Origin of the sequence: Stenotrophomonas rhizophila, assembly GCF_003751305.1 — a bacterium.
GTDB lineage: Bacteria > Pseudomonadota > Gammaproteobacteria > Xanthomonadales > Xanthomonadaceae > Stenotrophomonas > Stenotrophomonas rhizophila_B.
Map to the genome: position 1 here is coordinate 219,557 of NZ_RJKV01000001.1, position 15,579 is coordinate 235,135.

Sequence of the window (15,579 nt, forward strand, 5' to 3'; positions counted from 1 at the left end):
CTACCCACGGTGCGCTGCCCTCGCCATGATGGGGCTCCAACCCTCGGAGTGCCTTGCCCATGTCCCGTTCCAGCGCGCTGTTGCTCTCGCTGTGTCTGTCGATCCCCTTGGCTGCCAGCGCTGCGGCGGCCGAGCCGGTGCTGGTGATCCACGGCGGTGCCGGGGTGGAGCGCAGGGATCTGTCGCCTGCCGAGGAAAGCGCCGCGCGTGCCGCCCTGCGGCAGGCATTGGTGAAAGGGCATGCCGTGCTGACCGCCGGCAAGCCGGCACTGGAGGCAGTCACCGCGGCGATCACCGTGCTGGAGGACGATCCCACCTTCAATGCAGGCAAGGGGGCGGTGTTCACTCATGACGGGCGCAATGAACTGGATGCGTCGCTGATGGATGGCGCCACGCTCAAGGCCGGCGCGGTGGCCGGTGTGCAGCGTGTGCGCAACCCGATCCTGCTCGCCGAAGCGGTGATGCAGCATTCCCCGCACGTGATGATGGTCGGGCAGGGCGCCGAGGCGTTCGCCAGCAGCCAGGGCATTCCCCTGGTGGATCCGTCCTACTTCCGCACCGACAAGCGCTGGCAGCAACTGCAGAAGGCGCTGAAGGAAGAGGCCAGCGGCCAGGCCCCTGTGGAGCTGGACACGGCCCGCCACTTTGGCACCGTCGGGGCGGTCGCGCTGGACAAGGACGGCAAGCTTGCCGCCGGCACCTCCACCGGCGGGATGACCAACAAGCGCTATGGCCGCGTGGGCGACTCACCGATCATCGGCGCGGGCACCTATGCCGATGCAGGATGCGCGGTATCGGGCACGGGCTGGGGTGAGTACTACATCCGCACGGCGGCCGCGCACGATATCTGCGCACGCATGCAGTACCTCAAGCAGGGGCCGGTGGAGGCCGGGCGTGCCGTGATCAACGAACGCATTCCCGCACTCGGCGGCGATGGCGGGGCGATCGTGCTTTCCGCCGACGGTCGTGCAGCGACCCCGTTCAACACGCAGGGCATGTATCGCGGCTGGATAGGGGCCGATGGCGTGCCACACGTGGCGATCTTTGCCAGCGAGACCCTGCCGTTGCCAGGCCAATAGCCTGTCCCGACAAGGCTATTGCAGATTCGTGTGAAAAAATTCAAAAAGGTTGTTGACAGAACCCCCGTTTATCCCCAAAATTCACGGCTCTTCCACCCCACACCGAAAACGCTTCGGCGCCACGGGACAGGGTGGTAAGGAGGGATACCCAAGCGGCCAACGGGGGCAGACTGTAAATCTGCTGGCTTACGCCTTCGGTGGTTCGAATCCACCTCCCTCCACCAGTTTCATGTTGTGGCAAGAGCTTCCGATGCGGGAGTAGTTCAATGGTAGAACCTCAGCCTTCCAAGCTGATGGTGCGGGTTCGATCCCCGTCTCCCGCTCCATTGAATGAATTTGAATATATTCAAATTCGTGCCATAATACAAAACTCGCTCACGTAGCTCAGTCGGTAGAGCACCTCCTTGGTAAGGAGGAGGTCGAAGGTTCGATTCCTTTCGTGAGCACCATCTAAGTGCTACCAATTCAGACGATTTCGAGATAAGCAGCCATGGCCAAGGGTAAGTTCGAGCGCACCAAGCCGCACGTCAATGTCGGCACCATCGGTCACGTTGACCACGGCAAGACCACGCTGACCGCCGCACTGACCAAGATCGGTGCCGAGCGCTTTGGCGGTGAGTTCAAGGACTACTCGTCGATCGACGCCGCGCCGGAAGAAAAGGCGCGTGGCATCACGATCTCGACCGCGCACGTCGAATACGAATCCACCGAACGTCATTACGCCCACGTCGATTGCCCGGGCCATGCTGACTACGTCAAGAACATGATCACCGGTGCTGCCCAGATGGACGGCGCGATCCTGGTCTGTTCGGCTGCTGACGGCCCGATGCCGCAGACCCGTGAGCACATCCTGCTCTCGCGTCAGGTCGGCGTGCCGTACATCGTCGTCTTCCTGAACAAGGCAGACATGGTCGATGACGCCGAGCTGCTGGAACTGGTCGAGATGGAAGTCCGCGAGCTGCTGAGCAAGTACGACTTCCCGGGCGACGACACCCCGATCATCGCGGGTTCGGCCCGTCTGGCGCTGGAAGGCGACCAGAGCGAGATCGGCGTGCCGGCCGTGATCAAGCTGGTCGAAGCTCTCGACAGCTGGATCCCGACCCCGGAACGTGACATCGACAAGCCCTTCCTGATGCCGGTCGAAGACGTGTTCTCGATCTCGGGTCGCGGCACCGTCGTCACCGGTCGTATCGAGCGCGGCGTGATCAAGGTCGGCGAAGAAATCGAAATCGTCGGTATCCGTCCGGTCCAGAAGACCACCGTCACCGGCGTGGAAATGTTCCGCAAGCTGCTCGACCAGGGTCAGGCAGGCGACAACGCCGGTCTGCTGCTGCGCGGCACCAAGCGTGACGACGTCGAGCGTGGCCAGGTTCTGGCCAAGCCGGGTTCGATCAAGCCGCACACCACCTTCGACGCCGAAGTGTACGTGCTGTCCAAGGATGAAGGCGGCCGTCACACCCCGTTCTTCAAGGGCTACCGTCCGCAGTTCTACTTCCGTACCACCGACATCACCGGCGCTTGCGAACTGCCGGAAGGTGTGGAAATGGTGATGCCGGGCGACAACGTGAAGATGGTTGTCACCCTGATCAACCCGGTCGCCATGGATGAAGGCCTGCGCTTCGCGATCCGCGAAGGCGGCCGTACCGTCGGCGCCGGCGTGGTCTCCAAGATCATCGCGTAATATTGCAATACCGGCGGTTGCTTAGCGCTGCCGGTCTCGCGAAAGGCGGGCCGGGAACCTCGGTCCGCCTTCGCCGTCTAAGGGAAGGCAAGTTTTTTCAGTACGCCAGTAGCTCAATTGGCAGAGCAGCGGTCTCCAAAACCGCAGGTTGGGGGTTCGAGTCCCTCCTGGCGTGCCACTTCTCCCTTCCAGCGGCTATGCCGCCACAGTAGCCAGAGCCGGATGAACAGCAAGATCGAGCATTCCAAAGACAACGCCTCCACGGGAGGTGACATCGTCAAGTACGCCGCCGCAGCTATCCTGGTGCTGGCGGGTCTTTTTGCTTGGTATTGGTTCGGTGCTCCTGAGCATGCCTCCCAAAGTGCATGGGCCGGTCCGCTTCGCGGTCTGGCCGTTGTTGTTGGCCTCGTGGCCGGCCTTGGCGTGTTCCTGCTGACCGGCAAGGGTCGCGACACGCGTGAATTCCTTTCCGAATCGCGTTTCGAACTGCGCAAGGTGGTCTGGCCGACGCGCCAGGAAGCCATTCGCATGACTTGGGTGGTGATCGTTGTGGTGATCATCCTCAGCCTGCTGCTGGGCGGATTTGACTTCGTGATTCAGAAATTGACCCAGTGGTTCCTGGGTCGATAAGGAGAAACCAGTGAAGCGTTGGTACGTCGTTCACGCCTATTCGGGCTTCGAAAAGTCGGTTGCGCAGGCTCTGCGCGATCGCATCGTGCGTGACGAGATGCAGGAGCGCTTCGGTGACGTCCTGGTCCCGACCGAGGAAGTGGTTGAAATGCGCGCCGGCCAGAAGCGCCGTTCCGAGCGCAAGTTCTTCCCGGGTTACGTGCTGGTCCAGATCGAGACCCACGAAGAAAACGGTATCCCGCGCATCGACAACGAGAGCTGGCACCTGGTCAAGGACACCTCCAAGGTGATGGGCTTCATCGGCGGTACCGCCGATCGTCCGCTGCCGATCCGCGATGAGGAAGCCGCCGCCATCCTGGACCGCGTTCAGGAAGGTGTGGAAAAGCCCCGTCCGAAGGTGCTGTTCGAGCCGGGCCAGATGGTCCGTGTCACCGAAGGCCCGTTCAACGACTTCAACGGTGTGGTCGAAGAAGTCAACTACGAGAAGAGCCGTCTGCGCGTCTCGGTGCTGATCTTCGGTCGTGCCACCCCGGTCGAGCTCGAGTTCGGCCAGGTCGAAAAGGCCGTCTGAGCCTGAGGGCAGTAGGTTCCGGGCTGCCGCCCGGAACCTGAACGGCCTGCACCCACCCGCCTTGAGGCAAGGGTGGAAAAAACCTGATATAGTGCGCGGCTTCCTGCCAGGAAGCTGGCAAAAAGCAAGGGCCGCCGCGAGGTGGCCTTCTGCGTGAATTCAAAACGCGATGCCGGGACGCGTGATTCCCGGTCCGATGGGGAGCCTGTTGTCGTAAGGCGCTAGCACCCGGAGAGCATACTCATGGCAAAGAAAGTTGTCGGTTATATCAAGCTGCAGGTGAAGGCCGGTCAGGCCAACCCCTCGCCGCCGGTCGGTCCTGCGCTGGGTCAGCGTGGCCTGAACATCATGGAATTCTGCAAGGCCTTCAATGCCGCCACGCAGAAGCTGGAGCCGGGTCTGCCGGTGCCGGTCATCATCACGGCCTACTCGGACCGTACCTTCACCTTCATCACCAAGAGCACCCCGGCTGCCGTGCTGCTCAAGAAGGCTGCGGGTATCTCCTCGGGTTCCAAGCGCCCGAACACCGAAAAGGTGGGCAAGGTGACCCGCAAGCAGCTCGAAGAGATCGCCAAGACCAAGGAAGCAGACCTGACGGCTGCCGATCTGGATGCCGCGGTGCGCACCATCGCCGGTTCTGCCCGTTCCATGGGCCTCGTGGTAGAGGGTTAAGAAGATGGCACAGACCAAGCGTGAGAAGGCCATCAAGGCCGCCGTCGTCCCGGGTAAGGCATATGCCTTCGAGGACGCCATCAAGATCCTGAAGACCGCTACCAAGGCCAAGTTCGTCGAGTCCTTCGACGTCGCTGTGCGCCTGGGCGTGGACGCCAAGAAGTCCGACCAGCAGGTGCGCGGTTCCACCGTGCTGCCGTCCGGTACCGGCAAGAGCGTGCGCGTTGCCGTCTTCGCACCGGCCGGTGCCAAGGCTGACGAAGCTCTGGCCGCTGGCGCCGAAGCCGTGGGCATGGACGATCTGGCCGAGAAGATGCAGGCCGGCGATCTGAACTACGACGTCGTCATCGCGACCCCGGACGCCATGCGCGTCGTGGGTAAGCTGGGCACCGTGCTCGGCCCGCGCGGCCTGATGCCGAACCCGAAGGTCGGCACCGTCTCGGCCAACCCGGGCGAAGCCGTCAAGAATGCCAAGTCGGGTCAGGTGCGTTACCGCACCGACAAGGCCGGCATCATCCATTGCACCATCGGCAAGGCCGACTTCGCCGAAGACGCGCTGAAGTTGAACCTGCAGGCGCTGCTGATGGATCTGGTCAAGGCCAAGCCGGCCACCTCGAAGGGCACCTACCTGCAGAAGGTATCGGTCAGCTCGACGATGGGCCCGGGCGTGACCATCGACCAGTCCTCGCTGTCGCTGAAGTAATCGTTTCAAGCGGGTACCGGGCCCCGGTCCGGTACCCGCGATATTTGAAGGCAATCCGAGTGGGGCTCGCCCTGCAGAGATAGCCGTCAAAGACCGCAGGCGCGGTCAGTACATACCGGCGACGGGCAGGGATGCTCGCATTGGCAGGGAGTCGCCGCCGGCGCAGTACCGAACGCTTAATCGATTCTTTCGGGAATCACCCTGCGTAGATGGTGCCCTTCTGGAGTTTTTCTGGTTTACGCACGTCTGGGTTTTCCCAGGTTGGCCATCCAGGTCTAGAACGGCCCACCCTTGGAACATCACCTGATGTTCCCGGCGTCCAGGATGGATGCCGCCCAGGACCGCACACGGCAGGAGCCGTAAGCGGAGTTCAATTGGAGGAGTGCAATGGCTCTCAATCTGTCCCAGAAGCAAGAAGTAGTCGCCGAGCTGGCAGACGTCGCCGCCAAGGCCCACTCCTTGATCGCAGCCGAATACGCTGGCACCACGGTCTCCCAGATGACCGCGATGCGCAAGCAGGCACGCGAAACCGGCGTTTTCTTGAAAGTTGTCAAGAACACGCTGGCGGCACGTGCAGTGGAAGGTACCGAATACGAATGCGCCAAAGACGCGCTCGTCGGTCCGCTGCTGTACGCGTTCTCGCTCGAGGAGCCCGGCGCAGCCGGTCGCCTGATCAAGGATTTTGCCAAGACCAACGACAAGCTGCAGGCAAAGGTCGTGGCCATCGGCGGGGAACTGTTCCCGGCTGGCCATGTCGACGTGCTGGCCTCGCTGCCGACCCGTGATCAGGCCCTGGCCATGCTGGCCCGCGTCCTGGCCGAGCCGGTCACGATGTTCGCCCGTGCCGTCAAGGCCGTGGCCGACAAGCAGGGTGGCGGTGAAACCGCTGACGCTGCCGAGCCGGTCGCCGAAACCGCCTGAGTCGACGTTTCCGTGGTTCCGAACGGAACCTCAACCCAGAAAATTATCCAAAGGTAATCAAAATGTCCCTTACCAACGAACAGATCGTCGACGCCATCGCCGAGAAGTCCCTGATGGAAGTGATGGAGCTGGTCAAGGCCATCGAAGAGAAGTTCGGCGTCTCCGCCGCTGCTCCGGTCGCCGCAGCTGCTGCTGCTGGCCCGGCTGCCGCTGTTGAAGAGCAGACCGAATTCGACGTCATCCTGAAGTCGGCCGGCGACAAGAAGGTCGAAGTCATCAAGGCTGTCCGCGCCATCACCGGCCTGGGCCTGAAGGAAGCGAAGGATCTGGCAGAAGCCGGCGGCATGATCAAGGAAGCCGCTTCGAAGGACGACGCTGCCAAGTTCAAGAAGGACCTGGAAGCTGCTGGCGCGACTGTCGAAGTCAAGTAAGCAGTTCCTTGCCTCGCCATCGAATCACGGCGATGCAGCCAAGGCTGGGGGCGTAAGCCCCCGGCCTTTGGTCGTTTCACGCAACACCCGAAATACGAGCCCAACACGGGCTGCCGTCATCCCCCGTCACAGCAGCGCCCAGGCGCGCGGGCAGGGGAGTGGATGCAGACGAGTTGGCAGTTGGAAGTAGCGGGAGAAGGCGTGCTGGTGCCGGCAATACCAGCGACTTCCAACTGACAATTTCAGTTTCCCCTCGGGTCGTGGACGCACGATCCGCACAGCCAAGGTGATACCTCATGACGTCTTATTCGTTCACCGAAAAGAAGCGTATCCGCAAGGATTTCGGCAAGCAGCGCTCGATCCTCGAAGTGCCGTTCCTGCTCGCCATCCAGGTCGATTCCTACCGTGAATTCCTGCAGGAAAACGTCGATCCGGCCAAGCGCACGGACCACGGCCTGCATGCGGCCCTGAAGTCGGTGTTCCCGATTTCCAGCTACAGCGGCAACGCCGCCCTGGAATACGTCGGCTACAAGCTCGGCGATCCCGTGTTCGACGAGCGCGAGTGCCGCCAGCGTGGCATGAGCTACGGCGCGCCGCTGCGCGTGACCGTGCGCCTGGTGATCTACGACCGTGAGTCGTCGACCAAGGCCATCAAGTACGTGAAGGAGCAGGAGGTCTACCTCGGCGAGATCCCGCTGATGACCGAGAACGGCACCTTCATCGTGAACGGTACCGAGCGCGTGATCGTCTCGCAGCTGCACCGTTCGCCGGGTGTGTTCTTCGACCACGACCGTGGCAAGACCCACAGCTCGGGCAAGCTGCTGTACAGCGCCCGCATCATCCCGTACCGCGGTTCCTGGCTGGACTTCGAGTTCGACCCGAAGGACGCCCTGTTCACCCGTATCGATCGTCGCCGCAAGCTGCCGGTCTCGATCCTGCTGCGTGCGCTGGGTTACAGCAACGAAGAGATGCTGGCCGAGTTCTTCGAGATCAACACGTTCCACATCAACCCCGATGAAGGCGTCCAGCTGGAGCTGGTGGCCGAGCGTCTGCGTGGCGAGACCCTGAACTTCGACCTGGCTGACGGTGACAAGGTCATCGTGGAAGCCGGCAAGCGCATCACCGCGCGCCACGTCAAGCAGCTGGAAGCCTCGGGCATCGCCGCCCTGGCCGTGCCGGACGATTACATCGTCGGCCGCATCCTGTCGCACGACGTGGTCGATGCGAACACCGGTGAGCTGCTGGCCCAGGCCAACGACGAAATCACCGACGAGCAGCTGCAGGCCTTCCGCAAGGCCGGTGTGGACGCCGTGGGCACCCTGTGGGTGAACGATCTGGATCGTGGCCCGTACCTGTCCAACACCCTGCGCATCGATCCGACCAAGACCCAGCTGGAAGCGCTGGTCGAGATCTACCGCATGATGCGTCCGGGCGAGCCGCCGACCAAGGATGCCGCGCAGAACCTGTTCCACAACCTGTTCTTCACCTTCGAGCGCTATGACCTGTCCACGGTCGGCCGCATGAAGTTCAACCGCCGTGTCGGCCGCAAGGCTGTCACCGGCGAAGCCGTGCTGTACGACCGCAAGTACTTCGGTGAGCGCAACGACGAAGAGTCCAAGCGTCTGGTCGCCGAGCACGCCGACACCTCCGACATCCTGGAAGTGATCAAGGTCCTGACCGAGATCCGCAACGGTCGCGGCGTGGTCGATGACATCGATCACCTGGGCAACCGCCGCGTGCGTTCGGTCGGTGAAATGGCCGAGAACGTGTTCCGCGTGGGCCTGGTCCGCGTCGAGCGCGCGGTCAAGGAGCGCCTGTCGATGGCCGAGTCCGAAGGCCTGACCCCGCAGGAGCTGATCAACGCCAAGCCGGTCGCTGCAGCCATCAAGGAGTTCTTCGGCTCCTCGCAGCTGTCCCAGTTCATGGATCAGAACAACCCGCTGTCGGAAGTGACGCACAAGCGTCGCGTCTCGGCCCTGGGCCCGGGCGGTCTGACCCGCGAACGCGCCGGCTTCGAAGTGCGCGACGTGCATCCGACCCATTACGGCCGCGTCTGCACCATCGAAACGCCGGAAGGCCCGAACATCGGCCTGATCAACTCGCTGGCCGTGTACGCCCGCACCAACCAGTACGGCTTCCTCGAGACCCCGTACCGCAAGGTTGCTGACGGCAAGGTCTCCGACGAGATCGAATTCCTGTCGGCCATCGAAGAAAACGAGTACGTCATCGCCCAGGCCAACGCCCTGACCGATGCCAAGAGCATGCTCACCGAGCAGTTCGTGCCGTGCCGTTTCCAGGGTGAGTCGCTGCTCAAGCCGCCGGCAGAAGTCCACTTCATGGACGTCTCGCCGATGCAGACCGTGTCGATCGCTGCCGCGCTCGTTCCGTTCCTGGAGCACGATGACGCCAACCGCGCACTGATGGGCGCCAACATGCAGCGTCAGGCCGTGCCGACCCTGCGTGCCCAGAAGCCGCTGGTGGGTACCGGTATCGAACGCGCCGTGGCCCGTGACTCCGGTGTGACCGTGAACGCCCGTCGTGGCGGCGAGATCGTGCAGATCGACGCCGGCCGCATCGTGGTCAAGGTCAACGAAGTGGAGATCACCGACGCGACCGACGCCGGCGTGGATATCTACAATCTGATCAAGTACACCCGTTCCAACCAGAACACCTGCATCAACCAGCGTCCGCTGGTGGAAGTGGGCAACGTGGTGGCGCGTGGCGACGTGCTGGCTGACGGTCCGTCCACCGACATCGGTGAACTGGCTCTGGGCCAGAACATGCTGATCGCCTTCATGCCGTGGAACGGCTACAACTTCGAAGACTCCATCCTGCTTTCCGAGCGTGTGGTGGAAGAGGATCGTTACACCACGATCCACATCGAAGAGCTGACCTGCGTTGCGCGTGACACCAAGCTGGGGCCGGAGGAAATCTCCGCCGACATCCCGAACGTCTCCGAGCAGGCGCTGAACCGTCTGGACGAGAGCGGCGTGGTGTACATCGGTGCCGAAGTCCGCGCCGGCGACATCATGGTCGGCAAGGTCACCCCGAAGGGCGAAAGCCAGCTGACCCCGGAAGAGAAGCTGCTGCGCGCGATCTTCGGCGAGAAGGCCTCGGACGTGAAGGACAGCTCGCTGCGCGTGCCGCCGGGCATGGACGGCACCGTCATCGACGTGCAGGTCTTCACCCGCGACGGTATCGAGAAGGACAAGCGCGCCCGTCAGATCGAAGAGTCTGAAATCAAGCGCGTCAAGAAGGACTTCGACGACCAGTTCCGCATCCTGGAAGGCGCCATCTACGCCCGTCTGCGTTCGCAGATCGTGGGCAAGGTGGTCAACGGCGGTGCCAACCTGAAGAAGGGCGACACCGTTACCGACGCGTACCTGGATGGCCTGAAGAAGGCGGACTGGTTCGCACTGCGCATGAAGGACGAGGACGCCTCCGAAGCCATCGAACGCGCCCAGAAGCAGATCCAGGCGCACGAGAAGGAATTCGAGCGTCGCTTCGCCGACAAGCGCGGCAAGATCACCGCGGGCGACGATCTGGCCCCGGGCGTGCTGAAGATGGTCAAGGTCTTCCTGGCCGTGAAGCGTCGCATCCAGCCGGGTGACAAGATGGCAGGCCGCCACGGCAACAAGGGTGTGGTCTCCAACGTGGTGCCGGTCGAAGACATGCCGTACATGGCCTCGGGCGAGACCGTGGACATCGTGCTGAACCCGCTGGGCGTGCCGTCGCGTATGAACATCGGCCAGATTCTGGAAGTGCATCTGGGCTGGGCCGCCAAGGGCCTGGGTCGCAAGATCCAGGGCATGCTGGAAGCCCAGGCTGCGATCAACGACCTGCGCAAGTTCCTGGACGAGGTGTACAACCACGACAAGACCCAGCACGCCAACCACGTCGACCTGACCCAGTTCAGCGATGAGGAGCTGCTGCGCCTGGCCGCCAACCTGACCGACGGCGTGCCGATGGCAACGCCGGTGTTCGACGGTGCGACCGAAGCCGAGATCAAGCACATGCTTGCCTTGGCCGACCTGCCGCTGAGCGGCCAGACCCAGCTGTATGACGGCCGCACCGGTGAGGCATTCGATCGCCACACCACCGTGGGCTACATGCACTACCTGAAGCTGAACCACCTGGTCGACGACAAGATGCACGCCCGTTCGACCGGCCCGTACTCGCTCGTTACCCAGCAGCCGCTGGGCGGCAAGGCGCAGTTCGGTGGCCAGCGCTTCGGTGAAATGGAAGTCTGGGCGCTGGAAGCCTACGGCGCGGCCTACACCCTGCAGGAAATGCTGACGGTGAAGTCCGATGACGTGCAGGGCCGCAACCAGATGTACAAGAACATCGTCGACGGTGAGCACGAGATGGTCGCGGGCATGCCGGAATCCTTCAACGTGCTCGTGAAGGAAATCCGCTCGCTGGCCATCAACATGGAACTGGACGGCAACTGATCGCGCAGGCGCGGCTGCCCCGGCAGCCGCGCCGCCACATCTGAACCGACAGCCCCATCGACAAGATTTCCTCCTTTCGGAGAAACACCATGAAAGACTTGCTCAACCTCTTCAACCAGCAGCGTCAGACGCTGGACTTCGACGCGATCAAGATCGCGCTGGCCTCGCCGGACCTGATCCGTTCGTGGTCCTTCGGCGAAGTGAAGAAGCCGGAAACCATCAACTACCGTACGTTCAAGCCGGAACGTGACGGCCTGTTCTGTGCCGCCATCTTCGGACCGGTCAAGGACTACGAGTGCCTGTGCGGCAAGTACAAGCGCATGAAGCACCGCGGCGTTGTCTGCGAAAAGTGCGGCACCGAAGTCACCCTGGCCAAGGTGCGCCGCGAGCGCATGGGTCACATCGACCTGGCCTCGCCGGTCGCGCACATCTGGTTCCTCAAGTCGCTGCCCTCGCGCATCGGCCTGATGCTGGACATGACCCTGCGTGACATCGAACGCGTGCTGTACTTCGAAGCCTACGTGGTGACCGAGCCGGGCCTGACCGCCCTGGAGCGCCGCCAGCTGCTGACCGAGGAACAGTACCTGCAGGCCCGCCAGGAACATGGCGACGACTTCGATGCCGCCATGGGCGCCGAGGCCGTGTACGAACTGCTGCGCACCATCGACCTGCAGTCGGAAATGATCCGCCTGCGCGAAGAAATCGCCAGCACCGGTTCGGAAACCAAGCTCAAGCGACTGACCAAGCGCATCAAGCTGGTCGAGGCCTTCCTCGAGTCGGGCAACCGTCCGGAGTGGATGGTCATGACCGTGCTGCCGGTGCTGCCGCCGGATCTGCGTCCGCTGGTGCCGCTGGACGGTGGCCGCTTCGCGACCTCCGATCTGAACGACCTGTACCGCCGCGTCATCAACCGCAACAACCGCCTGCGCCGCCTGCTCGAGCTGAACGCGCCGGACATCATCGTGCGCAATGAAAAGCGCATGCTGCAGGAATCGGTCGATGCGCTGCTGGACAACGGCCGTCGCGGCCGTGCCATCACCGGCACCAACAAGCGCCCGCTCAAGTCGCTGGCCGACATGATCAAGGGCAAGCAGGGTCGCTTCCGTCAGAACCTGCTGGGCAAGCGCGTGGACTACTCGGGCCGTTCGGTCATCGTGGTCGGTCCGTACCTGCGCCTGCACCAGTGCGGCCTGCCGAAGAAGATGGCGCTGGAACTGTTCAAGCCGTTCGTCTTCGCCAAGCTGCAGCGTCGTGGCCTGGCCACCACCATCAAGGCCGCCAAGAAGCTGGTCGAGCGCGAAGAAGCCGAAGTCTGGGACATCCTGGAAGAGGTCATCCGCGAACATCCGGTGATGCTGAACCGTGCGCCGACCCTGCACCGTCTGGGCATCCAGGCGTTCGAGCCGGTCCTGATCGAAGGCAAGGCCATCCAGCTGCATCCGCTGGTCTGCACCGCGTTCAACGCCGACTTCGACGGTGACCAGATGGCCGTCCACGTGCCGCTCTCGCTGGAAGCCCAGCTGGAAGCGCGTGCGCTGATGATGTCCACCAACAACATCCTGTCGCCGGCCAACGGCGAGCCGATCATCGTGCCGTCGCAGGACGTCGTGCTGGGTCTGTACTACATGACCCGCTCGCTGGTGAACAAGAAGGGCGAGGGCATGGCCTTCGCCAACATCGCCGAAGTCAAGCGCGCCTACGACAACCGCGTGGTGGAACTGCACGCACGCGTCAAGGTCCGCATCACCGAAGTGGTGACCGACGAGGAAGGCAACAAGCAGAACAAGACCTCGATCGTGGACACCACGATCGGTCGCGCCCTGCTGGCTGAAATCCTGCCGGAAGGCCTGCCGTTCGCGCTGGCCAACACCGAGCTGACCAAGAAGAACATCAGCCGCCTGATCAACTCCAGCTACCGTCAGCTGGGCTTGAAGGACACGGTCGTGTTCGCCGATAAGCTGATGTACACCGGCTTCGCCTACGCAACCCGCGCTGGCGTGTCGATCGGCATCGACGACATGCTGATTCCGGACGAGAAGCGCGGCATCCTCACCGAGGCCGAAGCCGAAGTGCTGGAAATCCAGGAGCAGTACCAGTCGGGCCTGGTCACCGCCGGCGAGCGCTACAACAAGGTGGTCGACATCTGGTCGCGCACCAATGAACGCATCGCCAAGGCGATGATGGACACCATCGGTACCGAGAAGGTGGTCAATGCCGAAGGCGAGACCATCGACCAGAAGTCGATGAACTCGCTGTACATCATGGCCGACTCCGGTGCCCGTGGTTCGCAGGCGCAGATCCGTCAGCTGGCCGGTATGCGTGGCCTGATGGCGCGACCGGATGGCTCGATCATCGAAACGCCCATCAAGGCGAACTTCCGTGAAGGCCTGAACGTGCAGGAGTACTTCAACTCCACCCACGGTGCCCGTAAGGGTCTGGCCGATACCGCGCTGAAGACGGCGAACTCGGGTTACCTGACCCGTCGTCTGGTCGACGTGGCGCAGGACGTGGTCATCACCGAGGTGGATTGCGGTACCACCGAAGGCCTGACCATGACCCCGATCGTGGAAGGCGGCGACGTCGTGGAGCCGTTGAAGGACCGCGTGCTGGGTCGTGTCGTGGCCGAGGACGTGTTCCTGCCGGGCAACGACGAAGATCCGATCGTGACCCGCAACACCCTGCTCGACGAGCAGTGGGTGGCCAAGCTGGAAGATGCCTCGGTGCAGTCGGTCAAGGTCCGTTCGACCATCAGCTGCGCCTCGCCGTTCGGCGTGTGCGCACACTGCTACGGTCGCGATCTGGCCCGCGGCCACATCGTCAACATCGGCGAAGCGGTCGGCGTCATCGCTGCACAGTCGATCGGTGAGCCGGGTACCCAGCTGACCATGCGTACGTTCCACATCGGTGGTGCGGCGTCGCGAGCTGCTGCGGTCGACAACATCACCGTCAAGACCACCGGTTCGGTGAAGTTCAACAACCTGAAGTCGGTCGAGCACGCCAGCGGTTCGCTGGTGGCGGTCTCGCGTTCGGGCGAAATGTCGGTGCTCGATGCCCACGGCCGTGAGCGTGAGCGTTACAAGCTGCCGTACGGCGCGACCATCACGTCCAAGGACGGCGATGCGGTCAAGGCTGGCCAGACCGTGGCCAACTGGGACCCGCATAACCACCCGATCGTGTCCGAAGTGGCCGGTTTCATCCGCTTCATCGACTTCATCGACGGCGTCACCGTCATCGAGAAGACCGACGAACTGACCGGCCTGGCGTCGCGTGAAATCACCGATCCGAAGCGTCGTGGTTCGCAGGCGAAGGACCTGCGCCCGATCGTGCGTATCGTGGACAAGAACGGCAACGATCTGACCATTCCGAACACGGATCTGCCGGCGCAGTACCTGCTGCCGCCGCGCTCGATCGTCAACCTGCAGGACGGCGCCGCCGTCGGCGTGGGTGACGTGGTCGCCAAGATCCCGCAGGAAGCGTCCAAGACCCGTGACATCACCGGTGGTCTGCCGCGCGTCGCCGATCTGTTCGAAGCACGCAAGCCGAAGGATCCGGCGATCCTGGCCGAGCGCTCGGGCATCATCAGCTTCGGTAAGGACACCAAGGGCAAGCAGCGCCTGATCATCAAGGACACCGATGGTTCCGAACACGAAGAGCTGATTCCGAAGTACCGCCAGGTGATCGTGTTCGAAGGTGAGCATGTGACCAAGGGCGAAACCGTCGTGGACGGCGAGCCGAGCCCGCAGGACATCCTGCGTCTGCTGGGTGTCGAGCCGCTGGCGGCTTACCTGGTCAAGGAAATCCAGGACGTGTACCGCCTGCAGGGTGTGAAGATCAACGACAAGCACATCGAGGTGATCACCCGCCAGATGCTGCGCAAGGTCGAGATCACCGATCAGGGCACCAGCAAGTTCCTGAATGGCGAGCAGGCCGAGCGCCAGCGCGTCATCGAGGAAAATGCCCGTCTGGCCACCCGCAACGAGCTGCCGGCCCGTTTCGATCCGGTCCTGCTGGGTATCACCAAGGCCTCGCTGGCGACCGAGTCGTTCATCTCGGCGGCGTCGTTCCAGGAAACCACCCGCGTGCTGACCGAAGCTGCCGTCCGCGGCACCTCGGACAACCTGCGCGGCCTGAAGGAAAACGTCATCGTCGGCCGTCTGATTCCGGCCGGTACGGGCCTGGCGTACCACGCCAACCGTCGTCGCAACGCCTCCGGGCTGACCGACTCGGAAATGCAGACCCTGTCCGGCAGCACGCCGGCGGTGGCTGAGGTGGCTGCTGTTGCCGCCGTGGCGGCCGTCGAGCCGACCGACGCCGAGCAGGCGCCGGGCAGCGACGAGTAATACGCAGGCCCGGCTCCGGCCGGGCCCGCGGCAGGGCAGGGCGCCGACCCCGGTCGGCCTCTTGCCTGGCAGGTCCGGCCGTGGGTCGGACCGGATCGGC

At 63.2% G+C, this 15,579-nt stretch carries 10 protein-coding genes and 4 tRNA genes; all 14 read left to right on the forward strand.

Annotation, left to right across the window (positions count from 1 at the left end; translation table 11 throughout):
- Positions 1–59 precede the first annotated feature (59 nt).
- The 14 genes from EDF74_RS00930 to rpoC all read left to right on the forward strand — a co-directional run bounded on the left by EDF74_RS00930 (position 60) and on the right by rpoC (position 15,479).
- Positions 60–1,079, forward strand: a complete 1,020-nt coding sequence (locus EDF74_RS00930; protein ID WP_123728444.1) for an isoaspartyl peptidase/L-asparaginase family protein — start codon at positions 60–62, stop codon at positions 1,077–1,079.
- A 138-nt stretch (positions 1,080–1,217) separates the two neighbouring features.
- Positions 1,218–1,303: transfer RNA gene (locus EDF74_RS00935), tRNA-Tyr, on the forward strand.
- Positions 1,304–1,331: 28 nt separating this feature from the next.
- Positions 1,332–1,405, forward strand: a tRNA-Gly gene (locus EDF74_RS00940).
- Positions 1,406–1,452: 47 nt separating this feature from the next.
- Positions 1,453–1,528 (forward strand) — tRNA-Thr (locus tag EDF74_RS00945).
- A gap of 41 nt (positions 1,529–1,569) precedes the next feature.
- Positions 1,570–2,760 (forward strand): elongation factor Tu, encoded by a 1,191-nt coding sequence (tuf, locus tag EDF74_RS00950; RefSeq protein ID WP_123728445.1) that lies wholly within the window; start codon positions 1,570–1,572, stop codon positions 2,758–2,760.
- Between the two features lie 102 nt (positions 2,761–2,862).
- Positions 2,863–2,938: transfer RNA gene (locus tag EDF74_RS00955), tRNA-Trp, on the forward strand.
- 44 nt (positions 2,939–2,982) lie between these two features.
- Positions 2,983–3,390 (forward strand): preprotein translocase subunit SecE, encoded by a 408-nt coding sequence (gene secE / locus EDF74_RS00960; RefSeq protein ID WP_019186114.1) that lies wholly within the window; start codon positions 2,983–2,985, stop codon positions 3,388–3,390.
- A 10-nt stretch (positions 3,391–3,400) separates the two neighbouring features.
- Positions 3,401–3,961 (forward strand): transcription termination/antitermination protein NusG, encoded by a 561-nt coding sequence (gene nusG / locus EDF74_RS00965; protein WP_019186115.1) that lies wholly within the window; start codon positions 3,401–3,403, stop codon positions 3,959–3,961.
- 243 nt (positions 3,962–4,204) lie between these two features.
- Positions 4,205–4,633: a 50S ribosomal protein L11 gene (rplK, locus tag EDF74_RS00970; RefSeq protein WP_019186116.1), complete on the forward strand. Its 429-nt coding sequence runs from the start codon at positions 4,205–4,207 to the stop codon at positions 4,631–4,633.
- A 4-nt stretch (positions 4,634–4,637) separates the two neighbouring features.
- Positions 4,638–5,336, forward strand: coding sequence for a 50S ribosomal protein L1 (gene rplA / locus EDF74_RS00975; RefSeq protein ID WP_121044663.1), 699 nt, complete (start codon positions 4,638–4,640; stop codon positions 5,334–5,336).
- A gap of 387 nt (positions 5,337–5,723) precedes the next feature.
- On the forward strand, positions 5,724–6,257 hold the full coding sequence (gene rplJ / locus EDF74_RS00985) for a 50S ribosomal protein L10 (protein WP_123728446.1): 534 nt from the start codon (positions 5,724–5,726) through the stop codon (positions 6,255–6,257).
- Positions 6,258–6,319: 62 nt separating this feature from the next.
- Positions 6,320–6,688 carry a 50S ribosomal protein L7/L12 gene (gene rplL, locus EDF74_RS00990; RefSeq protein ID WP_019186119.1) on the forward strand — a complete coding sequence of 123 codons (369 nt, stop codon included), beginning with the start codon at positions 6,320–6,322 and terminating at the stop codon, positions 6,686–6,688.
- Positions 6,689–6,984: 296 nt separating this feature from the next.
- Complete coding sequence (gene rpoB, locus EDF74_RS00995) at positions 6,985–11,139, forward strand: DNA-directed RNA polymerase subunit beta (RefSeq protein WP_123728447.1); 4,155 nt, start codon at positions 6,985–6,987, stop codon at positions 11,137–11,139.
- Positions 11,140–11,228: 89 nt separating this feature from the next.
- Positions 11,229–15,479 carry a DNA-directed RNA polymerase subunit beta' gene (gene rpoC, locus EDF74_RS01000; RefSeq protein ID WP_123728448.1) on the forward strand — a complete coding sequence of 1,417 codons (4,251 nt, stop codon included), beginning with the start codon at positions 11,229–11,231 and terminating at the stop codon, positions 15,477–15,479.
- Positions 15,480–15,579 lie beyond the last annotated feature (100 nt).